27 protein-coding genes and 1 riboswitch are annotated in these 24,167 nt (G+C 54.3%); of the genes, 18 read left to right on the top strand and 9 right to left on the bottom strand.

Annotation, left to right across the window (positions count from 1 at the left end; genetic code table 11):
• The first annotated feature begins 196 nt into the window (after positions 1 to 196).
• The 8 genes from HOL66_09935 to HOL66_09900 all read left to right on the top strand — a co-directional run bounded on the left by HOL66_09935 (position 197) and on the right by HOL66_09900 (position 7,664).
• Positions 197 to 919 carry a cobalamin-binding protein gene (locus tag HOL66_09935; GenBank protein ID MBT5244556.1) on the top strand — a complete coding sequence of 241 codons (723 nt, stop codon included), beginning with the start codon at positions 197 to 199 and terminating at the stop codon, positions 917 to 919.
• 8 nt (positions 920 to 927) lie between these two features.
• Complete coding sequence (locus HOL66_09930; GenBank protein MBT5244555.1) at positions 928 to 1,563, top strand: DUF1638 domain-containing protein; 636 nt, start codon at positions 928 to 930, stop codon at positions 1,561 to 1,563.
• Entirely contained in the window at positions 1,532 to 1,837 is a 306-nt protein-coding gene (locus HOL66_09925) for a hypothetical protein (GenBank protein MBT5244554.1), read from the top strand. The genes HOL66_09930 and HOL66_09925 overlap by 32 nt, the downstream gene beginning before the upstream one ends.
• Entirely contained in the window at positions 1,834 to 2,349 is a 516-nt protein-coding gene (locus HOL66_09920; protein ID MBT5244553.1) for a methylenetetrahydrofolate reductase, read from the top strand. Before HOL66_09925 ends, HOL66_09920 begins: the two co-directional genes overlap by 4 nt.
• Positions 2,349 to 3,383, top strand: coding sequence for a methylenetetrahydrofolate reductase (locus tag HOL66_09915; protein ID MBT5244552.1), 1,035 nt, complete (start codon positions 2,349 to 2,351; stop codon positions 3,381 to 3,383). Before HOL66_09920 ends, HOL66_09915 begins: the two co-directional genes overlap by 1 nt.
• A 114-nt stretch (positions 3,384 to 3,497) precedes the next feature.
• Entirely contained in the window at positions 3,498 to 4,397 is a 900-nt protein-coding gene (locus HOL66_09910) for a methyltetrahydrofolate cobalamin methyltransferase (GenBank protein ID MBT5244551.1), read from the top strand.
• Entirely contained in the window at positions 4,357 to 6,363 is a 2,007-nt protein-coding gene (locus tag HOL66_09905) for a DUF4445 domain-containing protein (protein MBT5244550.1), read from the top strand. Before HOL66_09910 ends, HOL66_09905 begins: the two co-directional genes overlap by 41 nt.
• Positions 6,364 to 6,371: 8 nt before the next feature.
• A complete protein-coding gene (locus HOL66_09900) occupies positions 6,372 to 7,664 on the top strand; it encodes an MATE family efflux transporter (protein MBT5244549.1) in 1,293 nt (430 codons plus the stop codon).
• Here the strand turns inward: HOL66_09900 and HOL66_09895 are convergent.
• Positions 7,661 to 8,629 carry a GlxA family transcriptional regulator gene (locus tag HOL66_09895; protein ID MBT5244548.1) on the bottom strand — a complete coding sequence of 323 codons (969 nt, stop codon included), beginning with the start codon at positions 8,627 to 8,629 and terminating at the stop codon, positions 7,661 to 7,663. The genes HOL66_09900 and HOL66_09895 overlap by 4 nt on opposite strands.
• 115 nt (positions 8,630 to 8,744) lie before the next feature.
• Positions 8,745 to 9,083, bottom strand: a complete 339-nt coding sequence (locus HOL66_09890) for a DUF1491 family protein (protein MBT5244547.1) — start codon at positions 9,081 to 9,083, stop codon at positions 8,745 to 8,747.
• 77 nt (positions 9,084 to 9,160) lie between these two features.
• Between HOL66_09890 and HOL66_09885 the strand changes: the two genes are divergently transcribed.
• A complete protein-coding gene (locus HOL66_09885) occupies positions 9,161 to 9,565 on the top strand; it encodes an HIT family protein (protein ID MBT5244546.1) in 405 nt (134 codons plus the stop codon).
• Here the strand turns inward: HOL66_09885 and HOL66_09880 are convergent.
• The 5 genes from HOL66_09880 to HOL66_09860 form a co-directional block, all read right to left on the bottom strand.
• Positions 9,562 to 10,005, bottom strand: a complete 444-nt coding sequence (locus tag HOL66_09880; protein ID MBT5244545.1) for a universal stress protein — start codon at positions 10,003 to 10,005, stop codon at positions 9,562 to 9,564. The two genes, HOL66_09885 and HOL66_09880, sit on opposite strands and share 4 nt — an antisense overlap.
• Before the next feature lie 21 nt (positions 10,006 to 10,026).
• On the bottom strand, positions 10,027 to 10,872 hold the full coding sequence (locus HOL66_09875) for an ABC transporter permease (GenBank protein ID MBT5244544.1): 846 nt from the start codon (positions 10,870 to 10,872) through the stop codon (positions 10,027 to 10,029).
• A gap of 4 nt (positions 10,873 to 10,876) precedes the next feature.
• The gene (locus tag HOL66_09870) at positions 10,877 to 12,139 is read right to left on the bottom strand and encodes an ABC transporter permease (GenBank protein MBT5244543.1); all 1,263 of its coding nucleotides are present in this window, start codon (positions 12,137 to 12,139) and stop codon (positions 10,877 to 10,879) included.
• A gap of 102 nt (positions 12,140 to 12,241) precedes the next feature.
• Positions 12,242 to 13,336 (bottom strand): extracellular solute-binding protein, encoded by a 1,095-nt coding sequence (locus HOL66_09865; protein MBT5244542.1) that lies wholly within the window; start codon positions 13,334 to 13,336, stop codon positions 12,242 to 12,244.
• A gap of 62 nt (positions 13,337 to 13,398) precedes the next feature.
• Positions 13,399 to 14,493: an ABC transporter ATP-binding protein gene (locus HOL66_09860; GenBank protein ID MBT5244541.1), complete on the bottom strand. Its 1,095-nt coding sequence runs from the start codon at positions 14,491 to 14,493 to the stop codon at positions 13,399 to 13,401.
• 458 nt (positions 14,494 to 14,951) lie between these two features.
• Between HOL66_09860 and HOL66_09855 the strand changes: the two genes are divergently transcribed.
• The 9 genes from HOL66_09855 (at position 14,952) to HOL66_09815 (ending at position 22,918) form a co-directional block, all read left to right on the top strand.
• Entirely contained in the window at positions 14,952 to 15,935 is a 984-nt protein-coding gene (locus HOL66_09855) for a Ppx/GppA family phosphatase (protein MBT5244540.1), read from the top strand.
• On the top strand, positions 15,932 to 16,681 hold the full coding sequence (locus HOL66_09850; protein ID MBT5244539.1) for an RlmE family RNA methyltransferase: 750 nt from the start codon (positions 15,932 to 15,934) through the stop codon (positions 16,679 to 16,681). Before HOL66_09855 ends, HOL66_09850 begins: the two co-directional genes overlap by 4 nt.
• Positions 16,682 to 16,720: 39 nt before the next feature.
• The gene (guaB, locus tag HOL66_09845) at positions 16,721 to 18,196 is read left to right on the top strand and encodes an IMP dehydrogenase (protein MBT5244538.1); all 1,476 of its coding nucleotides are present in this window, start codon (positions 16,721 to 16,723) and stop codon (positions 18,194 to 18,196) included.
• Positions 18,197 to 18,406: 210 nt separating this feature from the next.
• Positions 18,407 to 19,732 carry an RsmB/NOP family class I SAM-dependent RNA methyltransferase gene (locus HOL66_09840; protein MBT5244537.1) on the top strand — a complete coding sequence of 442 codons (1,326 nt, stop codon included), beginning with the start codon at positions 18,407 to 18,409 and terminating at the stop codon, positions 19,730 to 19,732.
• Between the two features lie 7 nt (positions 19,733 to 19,739).
• Positions 19,740 to 19,979 carry a hypothetical protein gene (locus HOL66_09835; protein MBT5244536.1) on the top strand — a complete coding sequence of 80 codons (240 nt, stop codon included), beginning with the start codon at positions 19,740 to 19,742 and terminating at the stop codon, positions 19,977 to 19,979.
• On the top strand, positions 19,980 to 20,285 hold the full coding sequence (locus HOL66_09830; GenBank protein ID MBT5244535.1) for a TusE/DsrC/DsvC family sulfur relay protein: 306 nt from the start codon (positions 19,980 to 19,982) through the stop codon (positions 20,283 to 20,285).
• Positions 20,286 to 20,334: 49 nt separating this feature from the next.
• A riboswitch (TPP riboswitch) is annotated at positions 20,335 to 20,447 on the top strand.
• Complete coding sequence (locus HOL66_09825) at positions 20,440 to 21,207, top strand: ABC transporter ATP-binding protein (protein ID MBT5244534.1); 768 nt, start codon at positions 20,440 to 20,442, stop codon at positions 21,205 to 21,207. It overlaps the preceding riboswitch by 8 nt.
• Positions 21,204 to 21,959, top strand: coding sequence for an ABC transporter permease (locus HOL66_09820; protein MBT5244533.1), 756 nt, complete (start codon positions 21,204 to 21,206; stop codon positions 21,957 to 21,959). The genes HOL66_09825 and HOL66_09820 overlap by 4 nt, the downstream gene beginning before the upstream one ends.
• 8 nt (positions 21,960 to 21,967) lie before the next feature.
• Positions 21,968 to 22,918, top strand: a complete 951-nt coding sequence (locus HOL66_09815; GenBank protein MBT5244532.1) for an ABC transporter substrate-binding protein — start codon at positions 21,968 to 21,970, stop codon at positions 22,916 to 22,918.
• A gap of 1 nt (position 22,919) precedes the next feature.
• On the opposite strand, the gene HOL66_09810 is transcribed toward HOL66_09815, so the two are convergent.
• Both HOL66_09810 and comD read right to left on the bottom strand, forming a co-directional pair.
• Complete coding sequence (locus HOL66_09810) at positions 22,920 to 23,489, bottom strand: sulfopyruvate decarboxylase subunit beta (protein ID MBT5244531.1); 570 nt, start codon at positions 23,487 to 23,489, stop codon at positions 22,920 to 22,922.
• Between the two features lie 4 nt (positions 23,490 to 23,493).
• Positions 23,494 to 23,988, bottom strand: a complete 495-nt coding sequence (gene comD / locus HOL66_09805) for a sulfopyruvate decarboxylase subunit alpha (GenBank protein MBT5244530.1) — start codon at positions 23,986 to 23,988, stop codon at positions 23,494 to 23,496.
• Positions 23,989 to 24,167: the final 179 nt, after the last annotated feature.

Raw genomic sequence — 24,167 nt, 5'->3', positions numbered from 1 at the left:
GGTTGAGTGCGAGAAGATAAGCTTCCTCTTACCTTATCGGTCTTGGCTGCCAGAAAACGCGCCACCCGAAGGGTGCGAAATTAAACATGTCGCATTTCACAAACTAAAAGTCTGCAATAAGACAATATATGGCCATTTTTGAATTAGCTTTTTGCTATTGGTCACAGATTTGGGGGCCTGTCTGTCGAAGGAGAGAATGATGGGCGAAGAAGAACAAGATCTGGATCTGGCGACCCTTAGCGATGATGATCTCGTACTGCAAATGCACGACGACCTTTATGACGGTCTGGCTGATGAAATTGTCGAAGGCGTCAATATCCTTCTAGGCCGTGAGTGGGAACCCTATCAGGTTCTGACCAAGGCGCTTGTTGAAGGTATGCGCATTGTCGGCGTTGATTTTCGCGATGGTATCCTGTTCGTCCCCGAAGTTCTGATGGCGGCCAACGCCATGAAGGCCGGAATGTTCATTCTAAAGCCCCTGCTGGCTGAAACCGGCGCCCCGAAAATGGGCAAAATGCTGATCGGCACGGTTAAGGGCGACATCCACGACATCGGTAAGAACCTTGTCACCATGATGATGGAAGGCGCCGGGTTCGAGGTTATCGACATCGGCATCAATAACCCGGTCGAAAATTACCTGGAAGCCATCGAAGAACACCAGCCCGATATCCTTGGCATGTCGGCACTGCTGACAACGACCATGCCCTATATGAAAGTGGTTATTGATGCGCTGGTCGAAAAAGGCATCCGCAGCGACATAGACGTTCTGGTTGGCGGCGCCCCCTTGAACGAAGCCTTCGCTGAAAGCATCGGCGCTGATCATTATTGCCGAGATGCTGCGATGGCGGTGGAGACGGCAAAAGAGTGCATGTCCCGTAGGCAAGGTTCGGCTGCTGCAGAAATGGCCGGGAACGGCTAGAGCGCATCATGTCACATCCCGTGACAGCAAAACCCGAAACTCTGTTAATCGCTTGCGGTGCGCTGGGCCAGGAAATCGTCACCCTGATCGATATCCTGAACCTGGAAAACATCACCGTGCAATGCCTGCCTGCCAATTTCCACAATACGCCGGATAAAATACCGGGCGGGGTTGAGCAAAAAATCGAAGAGGCTGGCGAGCGCTTTGATCGCATACTTGTTCTCTACGGTGAATGCGGTACCGGTGGAAAGCTTGATGAAATCCTTAAACGTGAAGGAATTGAGCGCATTCCCGGCGCACATTGTTATGAATTCTTCATGGGTCAGGCCGATTTTAAAGAGCTGTTCGATGCCGAGCCGGGTTCATTCTTCCTGACGGATTATCTGGTTAAACATTTTGATCTATTGATCATTCAGGGCCTTGGGCTTGACCGCTTTCCGCAATTGCTCGGTGATTACTTCGGCAATTACAGCCAGCTTGTCTATCTGGCCCAGACCGACGACCCCGATCTTGACGCCGCTGCCCAAGCCGCTGCTGAAAAACTGAAACTTAACTTTGAGCGCCGGTTCACCGGTTACGGTGGCCTTAAAGACATTTTAGAAGAAGAAAACAATGGCTCAACTGACCATCGTCTACTGGCGTGATATCCCGGCCCAGGTCATCGTCAAGCAAGGGCGAACCAGCGCCAAGCGCCAGCTGTCCGATCTTTATCAAAAGGCCATTGACGCTGCGGCCATGAAAGCCGGGGCGGCGGATACGGATGCTTACCTGAACGACTGGCGCCGGGGCGAGCCACAACCTGTTGAAGGTGACATCGAATCCCTGGCCGATGCCGCCGTCGCTGACCTGGAGGCCGCCTGCGGGCCTGACCGCTTGAAAGAGTTGATCGCCAGCGGCGGATTGGGAAGCCCTAAATGAGCAAAAACGCAGCCTACGAGCCCGCCGGAACAAGCCCTGTTGGTCGCCGCGCCAGGAGCTACACAATCCGGCGCTGGTCCGTACGCCATGCCCGGGCGCTGGAATGGTTTTATGATATTTTCGCCAACATTTTGCTCGACCTTCACCCCTTGTGGAAGATAATCGGTTACGAACGCGCCGAAGCACCCGTCGTCGTGCTGGAGCGGGTGGTTAAAGGCTTCCTGTTTGATTGTCGCATGTGTGGCCAGTGCGTTTTAAGTTCAACCGGCATGTCATGTCCCATGAACTGCCCCAAGACCTTGCGAAACGGACCCTGCGGCGGGGTTCGGGAGAATGGCAATTGCGAGGTTGAGCCGGATATGCCGTGTGTCTGGATTGAAGCCTGGAAAGGCAGCGTCATGATGAAAAACGGCAAACGCATTGAGGATGTACAATTGCCCAGTGACCAAAGCCTGCGTGGAACATCATCGTGGTTACGGGCCACTGCCGAGCGAGCACGGGAGAAACAGTAATGAATGAAAGTGATCCCGGCGATCTGTTGGAACAACTGCCCGGTCATTCATCGCGGGGGCGGCTTGAACGCATCTTGAGGCGCGGCGATTTTGCCGTCACCGCAGAACTCAACCCGCCGGATTCGGCCGACCCCAACGAAGTCTACGAGCGAGCCGGAATTTTCGATGGCTGGGTCGATGGCATTAACGCAACAGACGGTTCAGGGGCCAACTGTCACATGTCGTCTGTCAGCATTTGCGCCCTTCTGACCCGCGTCGGTTACGCCCCGGTGATGCAGATATCCTGTCGTGATCAGAACCGCATTGCCATTCAGGGCCATGTGCTGGGGGCGGCGGCCATGGGCGTCAACAACATTCTGTGCCTGACCGGTGACGGGGTGCAGGCCGGTGACCATCCGGGCGCCAAGCCGGTGTTTGATCTGGACAGCCTGTCCCTACTTGCGACAATCAAGCAGATGCGCGATGAAAACCGTTTCCTGTCGGGTCGCAAGATCACCGATCCGCCACAGGTGTTTCTGGGTGCCGCCGCCAATCCCTTCGCCCCGCCCCACGATTTCAGGGTCACACGCCTGGCCAAGAAAATTCAAGCCGGTGCACAATTCGTGCAAACCCAATACTGTTTCGATGTGCCGATGCTTGAAAACTATATGAACCAGGTCCGCGATCAGGGACTGGATGAGAAATGCTTTATTCTGGTAGGCGCTGGGCCGCTGGCATCGGCAAAGACGGCGCGCTGGATAAGAACCAACGTTCCGGGTATCCATATTCCCGACAGCGTCATTGAGAGACTCGAAGGAGCGGAAGATCAAAAACGCGAAGGCCGCAACCTGTGTGTCGAAATTCTGCAGCAATTACGCGAAATGAAGGGCGTCGCCGGTGTTCATGTGATGGCCTACCGGCAAGAGGAATGGGTGGCTGAAATTGTTGAGCGTTCTGGCGTGCTAAAGGGCCGTAAACCCTGGCGCAAGGAGATTAACCCCGGTGATTACGCCGCCGCCGAAGCCATGGACGCATTGATGCATGAAAACAGTTAATGTGGGCAACGCCGCGGTTGGCGTTTTTGATGTCGTAAACGGGAAAGTCGAGCGCTTATACTGATTTAAAAAAAGAAATCCAATTGACCAACCAATGATTAGAGAACAACAACAATGACCGAAACCATCATCAGTTCCGCCAGCCGCGAGGTCGTCATCGGCTTTGACAAACCTTTCTGCATTATCGGTGAGCGCATCAACCCTACAGGACGCAAACTGCTGGCGGCTGAAATGGCCGAAGGCGATTATTCACGGGTTGAATCCGACGCCCTGGCGCAAGTCGCTGCCGGTGCCCATATGCTTGACGTCAATGCCGGCATTCCCATGGCCGATGAGCCCAAAATCCTGGCTGAGGTCGTGCAGTTGGTTCAATCACTAACCGATGTGCCCTTATCCATCGACTCATCCATTGTCGAAGCCCTGGAAGCCGGACTGGCTGTCTATAAGGGCAAAGCGCTGGTCAATTCGGTGACCGGTGAAGAAGAACGCCTTGAGCAGGTCTTGCCGTTGATTAAAAAATACGGAGCGGCGGTTGTCGCCATCTCCAATGATGAGACCGGTATCTCTGAGGATCCGGACGTGCGCTTTGATGTTGCCAAGAAAATTGTCGAGCGCGCCGCCGATTACGGTATTCCTCCTTGCGATGTTGTCGTTGATCCGCTGATCATGCCGGTTGGCGCCCTCAACGACGCCGGGGCAGTGGCCTTCAAATTGTTACGCCGACTGCACGATGAACTTAAGGTCAACACCACCGGCGGTGCGTCTAACGTCAGCTTTGGCTTGCCTAACCGTAACGGTCTGAACGGTGCGTTCATTTCCATGGCCATGACAGCCGGTCTGACATCGGCGATTACCAATCCCCTGCACCCCGAAGTGGTCAGCGCCATAATGGGCGCCGATGTGATGATGGGCCATGACCCCAATTGTACGCGCTGGATCAAGAAATTCCGTGAACCTTCACCCGAAGGCGCAGATGGCGGCCGCGAAGGGCGCAGGCGGCGCAGGCGTGGCTGAAGATGAAGATTTCCTAATTGCCTTTATGCCTTCGGGCAAGCGGGGACGCTTTCCTGCAGGCACCCTGGTTCTTGATGCTGCCCGTGATCTCGGCGTCGATATTGATTCCGTTTGTGGCGGTCGTGGAATTTGCGGGCGCTGCCAGATCGCCGTCGGTGATGGTGAATTCGCCAAACTCGGTATTTCCTCTGGCCCGCGCAACCTTAACACCATCAGGTCAGAGGAAACCCGTTACGACGACGTCAAAGGCCTTAAGGCCGGACACCGGCTTGGTTGTCAGGCACGCATTACCGGTGATGTCGTCATCGACGTACCGGCTGAAAGTCAGGTCCACCGGCAGGTTGTACGCAAACGCGCCGAAGCCCGCGACATCATCATCGAACCGGACATCCATCTATACTTCATCGAAGTGACCACCACCGACACAAAGGGAATCCTGGATGCCCTCGCGGATCAGTGGGACTTGAGCGGGCTGGAAATAGCCATTGCCGAATTCAAAGCCCCAGAAACCGCCGACAACACCCTGACCGTCGCCATTTGTAACAAACAGTCAATTATTGCCCTTTGGCCCGGTTTCCACGAGGCCATTTACGGCATTGCCTATGATGTCGGTTCGACCACCATCGCTGCCCATCTGTGTGATCTGGCGACCGGCCAGGTTATGGCGTCAGACGGCCTGATGAACCCGCAAATCCGCTTCGGCGAAGATCTGATGAGCCGCGTTTCCTACGTCATGATGCACCCCGGCGGCGAAAAAGAACTGACAGAGGTTGTCCGTCTGGCGCTCAACAATCTGGCCAGCACCGTTGCCAACGAAGCAGGCATTACCCTTGATGATATCCTTGCCGTAACCATCGTCGGCAACCCGGTCATGCATCATCTGGTGTTGGGGCTGGATCCGACCCCGCTTGGTGTTTTCCCCTTTACCCTAAGTGTAGACAAAGCCCTCGACATCACCGCAAACGAGGTTGGTTTATCCATCAATCCCGGTGCCCGCTGCTATATACCACCGTGCATCGCAGGCCACGTCGGGGCCGATACGGCGGGGGTGATTTTGTCTGAAGCCCCGCATAAATCAGATGACATTGTGCTAATCGTTGATGTTGGCACCAATGCCGAAATTGTTCTTGGCAACAAAGACAAACTGCTGGCTTGTTCCAGCCCGACCGGTCCCGCCTTTGAAGGTGCGCAGATAACCTCGGGCCAACGCGCCGCCCCCGGCGCCATCGAGCGGGTCCGCATCGACCCTGTGAGCCTTGAACCACGCTTCAGGATTATTGGCAGCGAGTCGTGGTCCGATGAAGAAGGGTTTGATAGCCCCATTACCGGCATTTGCGGTTCGGGCATTATCGAAGTGATCGCCGAAATGTTCCTTTCAGGGATCGTTACTAGTGATGGAGTTATCGACGGCAAGCAAGCCGAAAAGTCATCTCGAATCATTGCTGATGGGCGCACTTTTAGCTACCTGCTCCATGACGGTGAGCCGCGCATTGTGATCAGCCAGAATGACGTCCGCGCCATTCAACTGGCCAAGGGGGCGCTTTATGCCGGGGCACGCTTGCTGATGGATCGATTAGGGATTGATACGCTGGGGCGGATCAGCCTGGCCGGGGCCTTCGGCAGCCACATTGATGTTAAATACGCGATGGTGTTGGGATTGATCCCTGATTGCGACCTTGCCCACGTATCGGCTGCCGGCAATGCCGCCGGAACCGGTGCCCGCATTGCCCTTCTGAACCGGGACGCACGGACCGAGATTGAAGATGTCGTGGCCCAGGTCGAAAAGGTCGAGACGGCAACCGAACCCGCCTTCCAGCAACATTTCATTGAAGCCATGGCTTTCCCTCATAAAACGGCCGCCTATCCCAATTTAAGCAAAGTCGTAACCTTGCCTGAAAAGACAGATAATGCAGATAGCACGAGCGACAGGCCAAGACGACGCAGACGCCGCGCCCCGACACCGTGAGCAGTTCAATGAACCGCACGGTCTGGGCATTGGCTGCACCCATTATGTTGTCAAATGTCTCGGTCCCTTTATTAGGCGCTGTTGACACGGCTGTTGTTGGTCACCTGCCCGGAGCCCACCATATTGGCGCTGTCGCCATTGGCGCCCTGATTTTCAATTTCATTTATTGGGGCTTTGGCTTCCTGCGTATGGGAACCACCGGTTTTACCGCCCAGGCCCTTGGCGCGGGTGATGGCGACGAAGTCCGCTCCATGTTGGCGCGAGCAATGATCGCCGCTGTTATTATTGGTCTTGGCGTTGTCGCCCTGCAATGGCCGATGGCGGCTTTTGCCTTCAACCTGATTGAAGCCAGCGCTGATGTGGAAAACCTGGCTGGTGCGTATTTTGAAATCCGTATCTGGGGGGCACCCGCGGCGTTTGCCAATTTCGCCATGGTTGGCTGGTTCATTGGCGTACGCAACACCCGCGCGGCCATGATCACACAATTGGTGATGAACGGGCTTAACGTCATTCTTGATCTGTGGTTCGTCAACGGTTTGGGATTGGGCGTACCCGGTGTTGCCTGGGCTTCGCTCATATCAGAGATCGTCGCCATTGGCGCAGGCCTGATACTGGCCCGCAACAACCTGAGACTGATTGGCGGACATTGGATCAGGGAACGCATTTTTGACGGGGAGAGACTGCTGCGCCTGTTGGCGGTCAATCGCGATATTTTTATCCGGACCCTGTGCTTGCAGGCTGGATTTGCCTTCTTTACGGCGCAAGCGGCGAAAATGGGTGACGGCGTGCTTGCCGCAAACGCTATTTTGCTCAACTTTCAGGGTATTATGGCCTATGCCCTGGACGGCTTCGCTCATGCTGTTGAGGCCTTGGCCGGTGGTTTTCTTGGCGCCAAGGATCGGCAAGGCTTCCGTCAGGCAGTCAAGATATCGACAAAATGGGCCCTGGGCTTCGCTGTTTTATTTACCATCATTTTCGCAATCTTCGGCGGCATGATGATCGATGTCATGACCGATATGGATGATATTCGCGCCCTCACCCGCCTTTACTTGCCGTGGATGATCATCTCTCCCCTTATTTCTATCTGGGGCTTTCAGCTGGACGGTATTTTTATTGGTGCGACACGAACTGCAGACATGCGTAACGCGATGCTGTTCTCGCTGGCAATTTATGGATTTGCTGTCGCCCTGCTGGTTCCCACTTTTGGCAACCACGGGTTATGGGCGGCTTTCACGGTGTTTATGATCGCCCGCGCCGTGACGCTTGGCTTTTATTACCCAGGTCTTATAAAGAGCATTTAAGCCGGAACCCGCCGTTCCTCGCTGGGGGTGCGTTCAAAGAACTCGCGGTAGCACTTTGAAAAATGCGAGGCCGAGACAAAGCCGCAGGCCAACGCTACATCAAGGATGGGCATCGAGGTCTGCAATAACAAAAAGCGCGCCCGGCTTAAGCGCAATTCCAGATAATAACGTGTCGGCGCATGATGCAGGTATTTCCTGAACAGTCTTTCCAGTTGTCGCGTCGACAAGTTGACGGTTTTGGCCAGATTGGCGCAACTGACAGGTTCTTCCAAGGTTTCTTCCATGTGCGAAATAACCGCCAGCAGCTTCGGATGGCTGACGCCCAGACGGGTGCGTAAAGCCATGCGCTGGCGTTCATGACCATCACGGATGCGGTGATGGATCATCATGTCCGAAACAAGCGACGCCGTATCGTGACCATATTGCTGGGCGATGATATGCAACATCATATCAAGGGCCGAGGTGCCCCCGGCGCAGCTAAACCGATTGCGGTCGATTTCAAACAGATCGTCACTCACTTCAATTTCGGGAAATTGTTCGGCAAAACCATCCATGTTTTCCCAATGGATGGTGCATTTGTAGCCATCGAGCAGGCCGGCCTGGGCGAGAATATGACTTCCGGTACAAACCGCCCCCAAGGCGGCCCCGTGAGAAGAAAGGCGGCGCAACTTGGCGATTAATTTCGGATTGGCCTGATTATGGATATCGTTGCCGCCACAAACGATGACACTGGGCATGACATCAATGTCGCTGTACGAACCGTCAACCTCGACCTTAACCCCGTTACTGGCTTCCACCGGGTTGCCATCATAAGAATAACAGCTCCAGCCATAGAGTTGACTGTTGGCGACCCGATTGACGAGCCTTAGCGGCTCAACGGCCGATGAAAAAGCGATGAACGAAAAATCAGGAACAAGGAAGAACCCGATCTTGTGCAGGGGGCCGTCAAAGTTTGAACCATCCATGCCAGTCTATCTCCTTGGCAACTGACAAATTCTTTATATCTGAATTGAGGCTTTGTCCATATAAAATGTCGTGAATTGGACATCAACTATCCACCGTTGTCCGTTTTGTCGGTTATCAGACAATTTTCCCGTCAAGCTCATAGCGCCCTTGCCGGTCCTCAATTTCAATAACCCACAAATCCGGATCACGCTGGATTTGCCGTTTGATGTAGGACTCGGCTTCTTCTTCGGCGATGATTTCCCCGCCGCCGCCGTACATCCAGCCCGGGTTTCCCTCCACATCGCGGACCTGCGACAGCACCGAGCACCCCGCCTCACCCAGATCGAGTTTAAGCAGGATCGCACCTGAATCCGGGTCACCCTTTTGGCGAACCATAAGCGGGATGACGTTGATATCGCACTGCCGGATTTGCGCCTGCACCCACAATCCGGCCTTGATTTTTGATGATGACATTTAAAAAATAATCCTGCAAACAAACCCGATGGACAATATAGTGAACCATCATCATCGGCGAAAGAACACCGCATCAAATGTTTCAACTTCACCCGACACTCGCTACCGACACCATAGAGATCACTCGCTGGAAAGTCTCGCGGGTGCAATTGATGAAAGACGCCAATTATCCCTGGCTGATCCTTGTTCCCGCGCGCCAAGGCTTAAGTGCCCTTCACGAACTGGAACAGCCAGACCTGCCTGTGATGATGGGGGAGATCGTCCGCGCCTCAGAAGCACTTAAAAAGCTATACAACCCCACCAGGGTAAACGTCGCCGCCCTTGGCAATATGGTTGAACAATTGCATGTTCACGTCATTGCACGTTTTGAAGATGATGTGGCCTGGCCGAAGCCTGTCTGGGGTGTGCAAGCGCCGAAGCCGTACACGCCCCAAGGACTTGAGGACACCGCCAACAGATTACGTAAGGAAATGGGCGCTTAGCGCACAATCATGACGTTGACACCGGCCAGATTGGATACCTTGCGCGACACACTGCCAAGGAACATACCCTTAAGGTCACTGTGTCCACGGGTGCCGATCACGATCAAATCCGCCTTATCTTTTTTGGCCAGGTCGGTAATTTCAGATGCCGGGTCGCCAACGGCAACCTTGCTAGCCGTGTTATTCAAGCCGGCATCCTTGGCTTTCTTTTCGGCCGATTTTAGAATTTTCTCACCAACGAAACGCAAGACGTCGGTGCGCGCACCCTGAATATGCTCCACTTCGGCCATACGAAGGACGCTTTCGGGTAACTGCATATCGCGGATGACATGCAGAAAACTCAGCTTGGCATCATAGGTTTTGGCCAGATTAATCGCCATGTCGAGGGCGTTATCTGACGTCGGGGAAGAATCGACGGCAACGACAATATGTTTGATCATGCTCGCTCCGAAATAAAAGTATTAAACGATTCCGCGCAGACGATCGCTACGACGTCTCAACAACTCGAGGGTCGCAAGCAAGGCCACGGAAATCATCACAAGAATTGTCGCTACAGCCAGGATCGTCGGGCTGATTTGCTCACGAATACCGGACCACATCTGGCGCGGAATGGTCCGCTGATCAAACCCGGCAAGGAACAGCACAACAACGACCTCATCAAACGAGGTGATGAAGGCGAACAGTGCCCCGGATATCACACCCGGCAAAATAAGCGGCATGATGACCTTAAAGAATGTCACCGTCGGGTTGGCCCCCAAATTGGCGGAGGCGCGGGTCAGTGAATGATCAAAGCCGACAAGTGTCGCCGTCACCGTAATCACCACAAACGGGGTGCCAAGGGCGGTATGGGCGAGAATGATGCCCAGATAGGTTTGATCAAGACCGATGTTTGAATAAAAGAAGTACATGCCGGCAGCCGAAATAATCAGCGGCACGATCATTGGCGAAATCAAAAGCCCCATCATCAGGGAACGATAAGGCATATGGGATTTGCTTAAACCCAACGCCGCCAGTGTTCCAAGAAATGTCGCCAGAATTGTCGACGCAATAGCGATGATGAAGCTGTTTTTAACCGAGTGAGTCCACTGGGTATTATTGACAAAATCCTCATACCAACGCATCGAATAGGCATCCGGATCGAAAGCCAGCATCCCTTCGGTGAAGGTGAAGTAGGGTTCCACATTAAAGCTTAATGGAATGATTATCAGAATTGGCGTAATCAGAAAAATGAAGATACAGGCGCACAAAAAGCGGAAGCCGTAGTACCAGGTTGTTTCAAGCGGACCGGCGTAAGGTGGTAATGCCATGGCGTTATCCTAACCTCATATTATCGATACCAACGATTTTGTTATAAAGCAGGTAGAGCGCCAACACCGAGAACAGCAACAACGCACCCAGCGCACCGGCCAGGCCCCAATTCAATGACGACTGCATGTGATAGGCAATCTGGTTGGAAATCAGTGTGCCATCGGTTCCGCCAACGAGGGCCGGGGTAATGTAGTAACCAATGGACAAAATAAACACCAGGATACTGCCAGCGCCAATCCCCGACAGGGTTTGGGGTACATAGACGCGAACAAACGCTACCAGCGGGTTGGCTCCCAAAGACAGGGCGGCGCGCATGTAACTTGGCGGGATGGTTTTCATGACGCTGTAAAGCGGCAACACCATGAACGGAAGCAGGATATGGGTCATGGCGATAATCGTGCCGGTCAGATTATGGATAAGCTGAACCCGGTTTTCATCACTGACCAAACCGAAGAAGACGAACAGATCGTTGAGCACGCCCTGGGTTTGCAGCATGGCAATCCAGGCCGTCGTTCGCACCAGAAGCGATGTCCAGAACGGCAGCAGCACAAAAATCATCAGCAGGTTGGAATAGCGAAGTGGCAACGTCGCCAGCAAGTAGGATATGGGATAGGCCAAAATGACACAAATCATCGTAATAGCCAGGCTGATCGCAAATGTCCGAAGAAACAGCTTGCCATAAATGCGCCTGTTTTCAGCCTGCATGACAATTTCACCGTTTTTGTCATACTTCATGTCAACGGCGTTCAGGTAGTAACCAATTGTATAGGGTGCCGTGTTGCGCTTGATAACAGTCCAGGTTTCAAGCTCTTTCCACTTTTTATGCATCTTAAGGATCTTTTCCTTGTAAGGCCCTTCCTTGACTTTTAGCGATTTCCTGCCCGAACCGGTAATCATGCTGCGCATACCTGATTTCTCGTAGTTCAGGCGGGTTCCGACTTTACCAATTTCGCGCGCTTTAGCGCCGGCTTGTAAATCCTGAATAAGGGCGGCAAACACCGGTTCATCGGGTAAAGCCTTGCCATCCCAGTCGGCAAGCGCCGCAGTAGTTTTCGGCATCAGGGTTCCCACATGCCAGTTATCAACACTACGGAATGTCATGTCGACGATGGGGATCAAAAATGAAAATAAAATAAACACAAACAAAGGGGTAACCAACAACAGGGCGCGGATGCGGTTTTTTCGCATGGCCTTGTTCAAGCTGGCTTTCAGTGGCGTGCCATCGGCGGCTAGAACAACTTCGCCCCCGGTATTTTCGTTAGCCATACCCAACCCCTTGCAAATTCAATTCAATAAACAGAATAGAAAAAATAAATAAACTCGGTTGCGGGGCAGGTTTCCCTGCCCCGCTTTACCGAAAAGCTGATCCTACTGGAGCAACCAGGCAGCGAAACGTTCGTTCATTTCGTCGCCGTTATCAGCCCACCAAGCGAAGTTGGTGAGGAAGCCCTGGTCCGCATAAGTCGTGGGCATATGCGGGGCCATATCGATACCAAGCGTAGCGTGCTTGGAAACCATCGGGCCGGAAGACTTACGAGCCGGGCCATAGGAAATAAACTTGGCCTGGTCGGCAAGGCGTTGTGTGTCCGTTGCGTATTTGACGAACTTCATAACGGCATCAATGTTCTTGCCCTTGGCAGAAACGGCCCAGCCGTCAATGTCCAGAACCTGACCGTCCCAAAGCATGGCGAAAGGCTGTTTTTCTTCAGCAATAGCCGAGAACCAGCGACCATTATAACCGGTGCCGAACACGGCTTCACCGTCAGCCATAAGCTGCGGAGGAACCGCGCCTTCTGTCCACCAGATCACATCTTTTTTGATGGTCGCCAACTTGGCGAATGCCCGGTCTTTACCGGCGTCTGTGTCCAGAACGTCATAAACCTGGGCCAACGGAACACCGTCAGCAATCAAAGCCCATTCAAGATTGTTGATCGCTTTCTTCTGCAGCGCACGCTTGCCGGGGAAGTTCTTGAGATCAAACACGTCGGACATTTTGGTCGGGTTTTTACCGCCCCATGCATCCGAACGATAGGCGAAAACGGTTGAGTAAATGATCTGCGGAACAAAGCATTCCGAAAGAAGCGTGCCTTCAAGGAAATCCTTGGAAGCAGGCGTGCCGTCGGCGCCAGCGGCCATTTCCGAGTCCATTTTGATCGGACGGAACATGCCTTCATCGCAACCGGTGATGGCATCGGAAAGAACCACGTCAACCAGATCCCAGGTAACATTGCCGGATTCGGTCTGGGCCCGCATTTCGGCAAGACCACCACTGTAATCGATGGAATTGATCTGCACGCCGGGATTGGCTTTCATATAAGGCTTGTGATAGGCGTTCATCTGGCTGGCTGTATAGGCGCCGCCCCATGAAACAACATTCAAATCAACGGCTTGAGCCGATGATGCCATGCCGGCGATAGCGATACCAGTAATGGCGAACACTGAATTTTTCAGCATTTTCTTCATTGGTCTTAATCTCCCTTTTATTTACGATTTAACAGTTAAACTTGATTTTTTTTATTTTATTGTCAGCCGTCGAGGGCGCGACAATCCTCTGCTTCCCAACCAATCTGGGTAATTTCACCTTCCTTCAGGTGAACGTGGCCATGAGAGTTGGGAACTTTGACGACGAATTCATCGTTACCGGACAATTTGACACGGCTACGAATGTGATCACCCAGATAAATAAGCTCTTCCACTTTCGCTTCCAGAGCATTTTCCGTCTGTCCTTCAATGGCGCCAATGGTCACCCGTTCGGGTCGAAGTGACAGGGTGGTACGCGAACCGACGCCGCCATTATTGACGCTAAGGGCCTTGACCATACCGCCGCCACCTTCCAGTTCGACCTGGCAGAAATCACCCGAAATTTCTTTTACGGTACCGTACAGGCGGTTATTTTCGCCGATAAATCCGGCAACGAAGGCGTTAACCGGTTTTTCATAAAGTTCGTCAGGTGGGGCCAGTTGCTGGACAATGCCATCATCAAACACAGCGATCTGGTTCGACATGGTCAAAGCCTCTGACTGATCGTGGGTGACATAAACCATCGTCACCTGCAGTTCCTCATGAATATGTTTGATTTCGTACTGCATTTCTTCACGCAGGTTCTTGTCAAGCGCGCCAAGGGGCTCATCCATCAGCACCAAATTCGGTCTGAAAACAAGGGACCGGGCAACGGCAACGCGTTGCTGTTGGCCACCGGATAATTGCGCCGGTCGACGGTCACCAAATCCACCCAGGCGCACCATATCGAGGGTGCTGTTTACTTTATCGGTGATTTCCGACTTTCCGACACCGCGCACTTCAAGCGGAAATGCCAGGTTTTCAGCCACCGTCATATGCGGGAACAGGGCGTAATTCTGAAACACCATGCCAATGCCGCGTTTGTGCGGGGCTACGTTATTAATGGGCTCGCCAGCCAAGGTGATTTCGCCGTGAGTTGCCGGCTCGAAACCTGCCAGCATCATTAAACATGTGGTTTTTCCTGAGCCAGAGGGCCCAAGCATTGTCATGAATTCGCCGCGTTTGACATCCAGGTTTAGATTTTTGACGACCAGCGATTCACCATCATAGCTTTTCTGGACCTCAATGAACCGCACAAGCGGTTCGTTTGAATCTGACATCTTCCCTCCCCGATGGCTGACCTTTGTTGGACAGCCTTTGTTTTTGTCGTCACCGGGGTGGCATTTTTGCCTTATTTCCCCCAAAAATTTTGGGTCTTTTTCTCTAAAAAAACCGAGACGACATTTTTGAATTCATTAACGCTAACATGAACTTCCCAAGGAAATCAAAGAGCTTTGTTCATTTCTGGAATAAAAACGAAGGTAACTTTCCTCTTAGCGACATAAAAGTTGAATTCTGTATTTAGGGAGCCTGGCTATCATTGACCACGACTTCAAGGTACGGCAACGTCTGGCGTGCACGTATAACTTTTGTCCTATTCAAGGCTTGCAGAAATGACTTCCTCGCGGTCAGACTTTAACTACAGCGACTTACCGCTGCTTACCCTATAGAAACCTTGCCACGGAAGGTTTAGAACGGGAGTGAAGATGTTGATTTTATTTTTGGAGCGACACGAAGTATGAGCGGGAATGTCTACGCCGCCATTGATCTGGGCACCAATAACTGTCGCCTGCTTGTCGCCCTGGTGAAAAATGACACCTTCAGGGTGATCGACTCCTTCTCGCGCATCGTCCGCCTGGGTGAAGGCCTGTCGCGCAGCGATCAATTTAACGAGGAGGCCGTTGAGCGCACCATTGAGGCGCTTCACGTTTGCGCCGAAAAAATGCAATTCAGGGGTGTTGGCAAGTCCCGTTCCATTGCAACCGAAGCCTGCCGCCGGGCTGCGGACTGTGACGCCTTTTACAAAAGGGCCCTGGGCGAAACCGGAATTGAACTTGAAACCATCAGCCCCGAACAGGAAGCACAATTGACCCTGGATGGTTGTGCGCAACTGCTCGACAGGGATACCCCGCGCGCCATTGTCTTTGATATTGGTGGCGGCAGCACAGAATTGATGTGGGTTGAACGGTCCAATACCGGCGAGGCCGTTGTCCTGGCCATGCTGTCCTTGCCGATTGGCGTTGTCACACTGGTCGAACAACACGGCAGCGGTATTATTGAACGTCATGTTTACGAAGAAATCATCGCCCGGGTTGAAGCAGAGATACAACCTTTTGACCGCCAGCACGGTATTTCTGATTACCTGGCTTCTCATGCTACCCAGTTGCTGGGGACATCCGGCACGGTGACCACACTGGGTGGCCTATACCTGAACTTACCCCGCTACAATCGCGCCCAGGTTGACGGACTGAACATGCGGGTCGAAACCATCTCCGCTATCAGTGAACGTCTGGCCGGAATGAACCATGACGAACGTGCCCAAAACGGCTGCATTGGACCAGAACGCGCCGATCTGGTTGTCATGGGTTGCGCCATCCTTGATGCCATTTGCCGTCACTGGCCCGCACCAACAATTCGCGCTGCCGACAGGGGTATTCGTGAAGGGTTGCTGATGGGATTGATCAAGGCAAACGGCGACACCTTCACCGGGGCTATCACATGAGCGCCAAAGGCAAAGGCAAGAGCAAGCGCAGCAAGAGTATGGCTGAGGGCGGCCTTAGTGGTCGCAGCCTTCACACCAAGGTACGCAGTGCCAAGGGGCGGAAATTGTCCTCGACCCTTTGGTTACAACGCCAACTTAATGACCCTTATGTTGTCGAAGCGCAAAAACGCGGCTATCCGTCCCGCGCCGCCTTCAAATTGCTTGAACTGGATGACAAATACCACTTCCTTAAACCGGGCAAGAGGATTGTCGACCTTGGCGCCGCACCGGGTGGCTGGACCAAGGTCGCCGTCGAACGAACAAAGCCCGAAAGCAACGCCAAAGGTCTCGTCGTCGCCCTTGATATCAATGAAATGGATCCTGTTTCCGGGGCCACGGTCCTGCTTCACGATTTCCTTGATGCCGCAGCACCCGATCTTTTGAAAGAAACGTTGGGCGGCAAGGTCGATATTGTCTTAAGCGATATGGCGGCCCCGGCGACCGGACACGCGGCGACCGACCATCTGAAAATCATGGCGTTATGCGAGGCGGCCCTTGAGTTCGCCTTTGAAATGCTCAAGCCTGACGGGGTCTTTATCGCCAAAGTGCTGCAAGGCGGCACCGAAAACGACATGCTGAAGGCGATGAAAAAAGACTTCAAAACCGTCCGCCACGTCAAGCCACCGGCAAGCCGCTCGGATTCCGCTGAAATGTACGTCGTGGCGACAGGATATCGGGGCTTGGATTCGTCAACTTCTTCTGTATGATGTCGCGCCAACTCAAGTATTTAGCGGATAGGAGCTGGCATGAGTATTAAAGAGGCCCTGACCTTTGATGACGTTCTTCTTGTCCCCGCCGAATCGAACGTCCTTCCAGCTGATACCGACACCCGCACCCGTTTGACCAAAGACATCGAACTTGGCATTCCGCTGATTTCGGCAGCTATGGATACTGTCACTGAAAGCAGCCTGGCTATCGCCCTGGCCCAGGCTGGTGGTATTGGTGTCATACACAAAAATCTGACAAATGAAGAGCAGGCCGGTGAAGTTCGCAGAGTCAAGAAATTTGAATCCGGTATGGTTGTCGATCCCTTTACGATTGACCCGCGCGCGACCCTTTCCGACGCTTTGCGCATCAAGGACACCCACAATATTTCCGGCATTCCCGTGGTCGACAAGGACGATGGCAAACTGGTCGGCATCCTGACCAACCGCGACGTTCGCTTCGCCGATAATCTGGAACAGCCCGTCGGCGAACTGATGACCCCTCACAGTGACGAAAGTCCCCTGATTACCGTCAGCGAGGACACCACCCGCGAGGAAGCCAAACACCTGCTGCACAAATATCGCATCGAAAAACTGCTTGTCGTTGACAATGAATTCCGCTGTATCGGTCTGATGACCGTGAAGGACATCGAAAAAGCGCAACGCTTCCCAAGCGCCAACAAGGACGACCTGGGCCGTCTGCGCGTCGCCGCCGCAACAGGCGTTGGAAAAGACGGGCTTGGCCGCGCCGAGGCGCTGATTGATGCCGGGGTTGATGTTATTGTCGTCGATACTGCGCACGGTCATTCCAGTGGCGTTATCGAGGCGGTCACGGCGATCAAGAAACTATCCAATTCCGCGCAGGTCATCGCTGGCAATATTGCCACTCCTGACGCCGCCAAGGCGCTCATTGACGCTGGCGCAGACACAGTCAAGGTCGGTATTGGCCCCGGCACCATCTGCACCACACGCATGGTCGCCGGTGTCGGCATGCCTCAACTTTCGGCGATCATGGAAGTTTCCGAAGCCTGCGCCAAACAGAACATCCCGATCATTGCCGATGGTGGCATCAAGTTTTCCGGCGACATCGCCAAGGCCATCGCCGCCGGAGCAAACTGCGTCATGATCGGTTCCCTGTTTGCTGGCACCGACGAAAGTCCCGGTGAAGTCTTCCTGCATCAGGGACGTTCTTACAAATCCTACCGGGGCATGGGTTCACTAGGCGCCATGGCGCGCGGTTCCGCCGACCGCTATTTCCAACAAGATGTATCGGACAACCTGAAACTGGTGCCCGAAGGGATCGAAGGCCAGGTGCCTTACAAGGGCCCGGTCGGCAACGTCGTCCATCAACTTATCGGTGGCCTTAGATCGTCCATGGGCTATACCGGCTGCGCCACCCTTGCCGATTTGCACACAAAAGCCACTTTCCGCCGCATTACCTCGGCTGGCTTGCGTGAAAGCCACGTCCACGATGTCACGATTACCAGAGAAGCACCCAACTATCGCCACGGCGAGTAGTTGGGTTTTTATGTAGCCCCTCAAACGCCGGGCGGGTTCTCCGAACCCTTGGCTCGCCGCTGCGGCGGCGGCCCGCAGTCGCGGGCTTGGTAGAAAGTGTGTGAGTATAGCCTTCATGAATGAATCTCTTGTTGCCCTGTTAAACTTGACTTCCAGAGTCCTAAGCCAAGCGAACGGAGTGAGTGCCCGGCGCTTGAGGTGCCTCAAAACATGACCCCAGCAGCCCGCCTCTCCGCCGCTATCGAAATCCTTGAAGCCATCGACGCTGCCGATACCGCAGCCGATTCCATCATCCGCGCCTATTTCAGGCCGCGCCGTTATGCCGGATCGAAAGACCGCCGCAGTGTCGGCAACCGGGTTTTTGATGTTATTCGCCACCGGACCCGGCTTGATTGGTGGATCGCCGGGGCGGCTGGTGACATGCAGCCATCAGCGCGCCTGCGGGTTCTGGCTTCAATCCTTCTTTTGGATGGAGAAACTTCGCCGGGCGTCCATTCCCTGTTTGACGGCACCGCCCACTCTCCGTCTCCCCTTGGTGCCGACGAGCAACAACTGGTCGAAAACCTGGCCGCCAAACCATTGCTGCATGACGCCATGCCACAGGGCGTCGTCCACGAAGTGCCCGAATGGCTGGATAAACCCTTTCAGTCTTTGTGGGACGAGCGCTACGCCGCTGAAATGACGGCCCTTAATGATGCAGCACCTGTCGATATCCGGGTCAATCTTGGCCGCGTCAGCCGCGGACAGGCACAAAAATCCCTCAGTATCGATCATATCAAAACCACAACTGCTGCACTTTCCCCTGCCGGACTACGACTGGTTGAACGCGCCCGCCTTGAGGAGACCAGGGCTTTCAAGAAGGGCCTGATCGAAGTTCAGGACGAAGGATCGCAACTGATCGCCCTTCTGTGCGAAGCCAAACCCGGCATGACGGTCATCGACTATTGCGCCGGGGGTGGCGGCAAGACACTGGCTTTGGCCGACGCCATGGGTATGCAGGGCGGGGCCAGCGGGGAAGGTCAGCTTATCGCCTGTGATGTTTCAACAAAAAGGCTATCCGGCCTGGAGGAACGTGTGAAACGTGCCGGTGCGACCACTATTCAACAACTGGTTCTTGATGATGAGGCCGCCGTAGCCAAGCTGAAAGATAAGGCCGACAGGGTGCTTATTGATGCCCCCTGTTCCGGTATCGGTGCCTGGCGTCGCCATCCCGAAGCGCGTTGGCGTCTGACACAAGCACGGCTGGATCGCCATGTCGCCGATCAACAGAAAATCCTGAACGCTGCGGCAAAGATGGTTAAACCCGGCGGACGACTGATTTACGCCACCTGCTCGCTTTTAACCGAGGAAAACGAAGCCCAGGTCGAAGCCTTTCTTGGGCAACATGATGACTTCACGGCCCTGCCCATCACCGACATCTGGGTCAAGACCATCCCCGGCCCCTGCCCGTCTGCAACAAGTGGATTACGTCTCAGCCCCGCCGACACCGACACGGATGGTTTTTTCTGCGCCGTTATGGAACGAAAAAGCATATAATCTGCCCATGAGCACGACTGACGAACCGCCGCCACCGCCAAGTTTCATTACCGCCACTGAACAGCGGCAGGAAGAGACGGCACGTCCGAAGCGCCCAATCCATCAGGAACCCTCGGCTATTAACGTCGAGAGGATTGATCGCAACATCAACGAATCCCTGCGCAAACAGATTATCGACATCATCACCAAAAACCCTGACTTTGCGCTAAGGGTCCTGCGCGGCTGGAAAGACCGGGGGAATTCCTGAATGCTCGCCCGCGATGATGAAGGCTATCTGGTCGATCCCTATACCTGGTCCGAAGAAATCGCCCACGCATTTGCCGCCGAGGAAAAAATCCAACTGACTGACGAGCATTGGGTGGTTATCCGGTTCATGCGCGATTATCACAAGGAACACCAGATCACCCCGGATGTCCGCCACGCCATGAAGTACTTAAAAGAGCAATGTGGCGCCGACCGGAATCGGATTTTTCAACTCTTTCCGTACGGCTATGTTCAGCAAGCCTGCAAGATCGCCGGCATGATCCGGCCCCGAAACTGGAGCACCGGTTAAGTTAAGGTGCTTGCCAATTCCCCTTTGCCATCCTATGTGTACGTCTGAACCCATCACTGGGGGGAGCTGCTTGATAGCGGCTGAGAGGTCTCCAATTTTCGAGACGACCCCTTGAACCTGATCCGGCTTATACCGGCGTAGGAACGAGTGAGACATGAACCAAACCACCCATAACCCACCACCCCCGTCATCAATCGGCGTGCACGTGCGCGGCGCGCATCTGGCCTGGCATGAACAGGTTTTGTTTGATGGCCTCAACCTGGACCTTACGGCCGGGCGCTGGACTTGCCTGCTTGGCCCCAGCGGAATCGGCAAAAGCATGTTGCTGCGGCTGATCCTGGGTCTCGATGGTGGACAGGAAAAGTCACAAACCATTTCCTGTTCCGACGGCCTGCCACTTGACGGGCGGGTCGCCTTCATGGCGCAACGGGACTGTTTGTATCCCTGGCTCAGTGTCCTCGACAACGTCCTTCTTGGATGCAGGATCAGGAACGAAAAAGCCCCGGCCCGTAACAAGGCCCTCGACTTACTCTCGCGGACCGGGCTGGCCGACGTGGCCGGGGCCATGCCGGGCACCCTGTCAGGCGGTATGCGCCAACGCGCCGCCATCGCCCGTACCCTGATGGAAGATCGCCCCGTCGTCTTGATGGACGAGCCGTTTTCGGCGCTGGACGCCATCACCAAGATCAAACTACAGGGGCTGGCGGCTGAGCTTTTGAACGACCGCACGGTCCTGTTAGTCACCCATGATCCACTGGAAGCCCTGCGTCTGGGTCACGAAATTCATGTCATGAATGGACGCCCCGCTGTCCTTGGTGCGGCCATAACGCCCAAACAGTCACCGCCACGTCCTGTTGATGACACGGACGTCCTGGAACATCAGGGCGAATTGCTAAGGCAACTGGCGGAGGCGACGCAATGAACATCTTTCGCCCGAGCGTCATCCTGATCGGTCTGATCGGCCTTTGGCAGACGGTGGTCAGTTTAAGCGGCGCACCACCCTACATCCTGCCGAGTCCGCTGGCCGTCGCCCAGGCATGGATCACACGGCCGGACTTATTTATCCGTCATGGCGCCATCACCATGGCGGAAATCCTGCTTGGATTAACGTTCGGGTTGGTCCTGGGCATCGCCAGTGCCCTTGTCATGGCTTATTTCCGCCCGGCCCGACAGTGGTTGATGCCGGTGCTGGTGGTCAGTCAGGCTGTACCCGTTTTCGCACTGGCCCCCATATTGGTGTTATGGGTCGGTTACGGAATGGCTTCAAAAGTCGTCATGGCAACCTTGATTATTTACTTCCCGGTGACCGCCGCCTTTCACGATGGCTTAAGGCGAACCGAACCCGGCTGGGTCGAACTGGCCAGGGCCATGAATGGCAGCCGTTGGGCGATCCTGCGCCACGTGCGCATCCCTGCGGCCTTGCCGGCGTTGGGATCGGGTCTCAGGGTAGCGACCGCCGTCGCCCCCATTGGCGCCATTGTTGGTGAGTGGGTAGGATCAAGCTCCGGTCTTGGCTACCTGATGCTGCACGCCAACGCCCGTATGCAAATCGACATCATGTTCGCCGCCCTTGCGACCCTGGCGCTGCTTGCTGTCGCCCTTTATTTCAGTGTCGATTTCATCGTCCGTCATGCCATCCCGTGGCAGCCTGACTCTCATCCCAACGAATCTTGAGGAAAACAATGACCAACTTTCGCCCCCTCTTCGCTTCCCTGTTGCTCATCGCCGCGACGGTGACCGGCCAACCCGCTCAAGCCGCCGAAAAAATGACGGTTCTGCTCGACTGGTTCGTTAACCCGGATCACGCACCGCTGATTGTGGCGCGCGAGAAAGGATACTTTGCCGCAGCCGGGCTTGATGTTGAACTGATTGCCCCTGCCGATCCCAACGATCCCCCGAAACTGGTCGCCGCCGGAAAAGCCGACATCGCCGTATCCTACCAACCACAACTTCATGTGCAGGTAGAAGCCGGATTGCCATTGGTGCGCATTGCCACCCTTGTCGCGACGCCGCTGAATTCACTGGTGGTTTTGAAAGACGGTCCCATCGAAACCATCGCCGATCTTAAGGGTAAAAAGATCGGTTATTCCATCGGCGGTTTTGAGGACGCCATCCTGGGGAAAATGCTGGCAAAAGCCGGGCTCAGCCTCAAAGACGTAACCCTGATCAATGTCAACTTCTCGCTCTCGCCATCGATCATATCGGGGCAGGTCGACGCGGTGATTGGGGCGTTCCGTAATTTTGAGCTTAACCAGATGGACATCGTCGGCAGGCCCGGCCGCGCTTTCTACCCTGAAGAAGAAGGCGTCCCCCCTTATGACGAGTTGATCCTTGTCGCCCATAAAACGTCCATTGGCGACAGCCGTATGCGTCGCTTCGTCGAGGCCGTGGAAAAAGCCACGCAATATTTGGTCAATCATCCTGAAGAAAGCTGGAAGCTGTTCATCAGCGCCCATAAGGATCTGGACGACGAACTGAACAAACGGGCCTGGGCGGCGACCCTGCCCCGCTTCGCCCTAAGGCCGGCAGCGCTGGACAAGGCCCGTTACGAACGCTTTGCCGTTTTCCTGAAAGAGCAGAAATTGATCAAGGATATACCACCACTGGAAACCTACGCCATCGAACTACCGTAGATTACGATTGCGCGGCTTTCATGAAACGGTTGCGTATTTCCAGGGCCCCCATCGGCAGAAGGTCGATGTCCGGCATCAAGCCGATTTCCGCCTTGATCACCAAGGTATGCATTTCATCCGCGCTCAATGCTTTTGTCAGCGCCGGGGTGATATCATCGGCATGTTCAATCAAGGTGACGTTGGGGATCGAACAGGCCGTGGCGACCTGATCCAACTTGACGTTACGGGCCGTAAAAGATGGCTGGAAGCCGGTCGAGCCGTTGGCTTCATTGTCAACGATGATATGAACCAGATTACCCGGTGCGTTAAAGCCCATGGTCGCGAAAGCCCCCATGTTCATGACATTGGCGCTGTCACCATCGAGGACCACCACCTTTTTGGTGCTCGACATGGCCAGGCCCAGGCCGATTGACGAAGCCATGCCCATTGAGCCCAGCATGTAGAAGTTTTCGGGCCGGTCCCTGATTTTGAATATTTCCTGACAAGGCTGGCCGATCGTGCTGACCACCAACTCGTCGGTGATCTGATCCATGATTTTCTCGAAAACCTGATAGCGTATTAATCCGGTCATTGTCTCAAGCCTGCCAAAAGCTGAACGGCAGCAGAATGCCCAAAGACCTGCCTTCGGCATGGGCCTGGGCAATCTCGCCATCGATTTGTTGCAATTGATCGGGATGGTCAATGGATATGGCGGGCACCCCTGACGCCGCCATGACACCGCTGACCGCATCACCCATGCCATTTTGGGCTTCAACCGGCTCACCGGGGCTGCCACGGTGACTGATCACAAAGATCACCGGGATTTCAAAATAGTTAAGCAGCGAGCAAACCGCATTGACCGAATTGCCGAAGCCGGAATTCTGCATCACCAACGCCGGTTTACGACCCGCCATATAGGCCCCGGCAAGAATACCGACGCCGTCTTCCTCGCGGGAAACCGGGGTGTAGAGAATATCATCATCAGCAGCCAGTTTTGTCAGCATGTCATCAAGCAGCTTGCAGGGCACGGAGACGAAAAAATCGAGGCCATTCAGGCGCAAGCGTTCATATAGTTGATCCGTAGGAGTCATGGAGGTAATCCTAGAGCATATTTCGATCAAATATAAATATGTATACCCCGTTCACGTCAGAACCCGAAACCCCTTGGGCGATATGATGCGGAAATTATCTGATACATCGTCGCATAAACCGCCCCAGTTTTTGGGAACGTCTTCCTTCAAAAAGCCAAGCATAGTGGTGCAAAATTCAT

The organism is Rhodospirillaceae bacterium, assembly GCA_018662005.1.
Taxonomy (GTDB): Bacteria; Pseudomonadota; Alphaproteobacteria; order Rhodospirillales; family JABHCV01; genus JACNJU01.
Note: the sequence above shows the minus strand (reverse complement) of the source record. Positions and strands in the feature narration are given on the sequence as shown.

Excerpts from the sequence above, each read along its gene's own strand:
- HOL66_09935 (MBT5244556.1), top strand. The coding sequence starts at position 197 with ATGATGGGCGAAGAAGAACAAGATCTGGATCTGGCGACCCTTAGCGAT.
- HOL66_09930 (MBT5244555.1), top strand. The coding sequence starts at position 928 with ATGTCACATCCCGTGACAGCAAAACCCGAAACTCTGTTAATCGCTTGC.
- HOL66_09925 (MBT5244554.1), top strand. The coding sequence starts at position 1,532 with ATGGCTCAACTGACCATCGTCTACTGGCGTGATATCCCGGCCCAGGTC.
- HOL66_09920 (MBT5244553.1), top strand. The coding sequence starts at position 1,834 with ATGAGCAAAAACGCAGCCTACGAGCCCGCCGGAACAAGCCCTGTTGGT.
- HOL66_09915 (MBT5244552.1), top strand. The coding sequence starts at position 2,349 with ATGAATGAAAGTGATCCCGGCGATCTGTTGGAACAACTGCCCGGTCAT.
- HOL66_09910 (MBT5244551.1), top strand. The coding sequence starts at position 3,498 with ATGACCGAAACCATCATCAGTTCCGCCAGCCGCGAGGTCGTCATCGGC.
- HOL66_09905 (MBT5244550.1), top strand. The coding sequence starts at position 4,357 with ATGGCGGCCGCGAAGGGCGCAGGCGGCGCAGGCGTGGCTGAAGATGAA.
- HOL66_09900 (MBT5244549.1), top strand. The coding sequence starts at position 6,372 with ATGAACCGCACGGTCTGGGCATTGGCTGCACCCATTATGTTGTCAAAT.
- HOL66_09895 (MBT5244548.1), bottom strand. The coding sequence starts at position 8,629 with ATGGATGGTTCAAACTTTGACGGCCCCCTGCACAAGATCGGGTTCTTC.
- HOL66_09890 (MBT5244547.1), bottom strand. The coding sequence starts at position 9,083 with ATGTCATCATCAAAAATCAAGGCCGGATTGTGGGTGCAGGCGCAAATC.
- HOL66_09885 (MBT5244546.1), top strand. The coding sequence starts at position 9,161 with ATGTTTCAACTTCACCCGACACTCGCTACCGACACCATAGAGATCACT.
- HOL66_09880 (MBT5244545.1), bottom strand. The coding sequence starts at position 10,005 with ATGATCAAACATATTGTCGTTGCCGTCGATTCTTCCCCGACGTCAGAT.
- HOL66_09875 (MBT5244544.1), bottom strand. The coding sequence starts at position 10,872 with ATGGCATTACCACCTTACGCCGGTCCGCTTGAAACAACCTGGTACTAC.
- HOL66_09870 (MBT5244543.1), bottom strand. The coding sequence starts at position 12,139 with ATGGCTAACGAAAATACCGGGGGCGAAGTTGTTCTAGCCGCCGATGGC.
- HOL66_09865 (MBT5244542.1), bottom strand. The coding sequence starts at position 13,336 with ATGAAGAAAATGCTGAAAAATTCAGTGTTCGCCATTACTGGTATCGCT.
- HOL66_09860 (MBT5244541.1), bottom strand. The coding sequence starts at position 14,493 with ATGTCAGATTCAAACGAACCGCTTGTGCGGTTCATTGAGGTCCAGAAA.
- HOL66_09855 (MBT5244540.1), top strand. The coding sequence starts at position 14,952 with ATGAGCGGGAATGTCTACGCCGCCATTGATCTGGGCACCAATAACTGT.
- HOL66_09850 (MBT5244539.1), top strand. The coding sequence starts at position 15,932 with ATGAGCGCCAAAGGCAAAGGCAAGAGCAAGCGCAGCAAGAGTATGGCT.
- guaB (MBT5244538.1), top strand. The coding sequence starts at position 16,721 with ATGAGTATTAAAGAGGCCCTGACCTTTGATGACGTTCTTCTTGTCCCC.
- HOL66_09840 (MBT5244537.1), top strand. The coding sequence starts at position 18,407 with ATGACCCCAGCAGCCCGCCTCTCCGCCGCTATCGAAATCCTTGAAGCC.
- HOL66_09835 (MBT5244536.1), top strand. The coding sequence starts at position 19,740 with ATGAGCACGACTGACGAACCGCCGCCACCGCCAAGTTTCATTACCGCC.
- HOL66_09830 (MBT5244535.1), top strand. The coding sequence starts at position 19,980 with ATGCTCGCCCGCGATGATGAAGGCTATCTGGTCGATCCCTATACCTGG.
- HOL66_09825 (MBT5244534.1), top strand. The coding sequence starts at position 20,440 with ATGAACCAAACCACCCATAACCCACCACCCCCGTCATCAATCGGCGTG.
- HOL66_09820 (MBT5244533.1), top strand. The coding sequence starts at position 21,204 with ATGAACATCTTTCGCCCGAGCGTCATCCTGATCGGTCTGATCGGCCTT.
- HOL66_09815 (MBT5244532.1), top strand. The coding sequence starts at position 21,968 with ATGACCAACTTTCGCCCCCTCTTCGCTTCCCTGTTGCTCATCGCCGCG.
- HOL66_09810 (MBT5244531.1), bottom strand. The coding sequence starts at position 23,489 with ATGACCGGATTAATACGCTATCAGGTTTTCGAGAAAATCATGGATCAG.
- comD (MBT5244530.1), bottom strand. The coding sequence starts at position 23,988 with ATGACTCCTACGGATCAACTATATGAACGCTTGCGCCTGAATGGCCTC.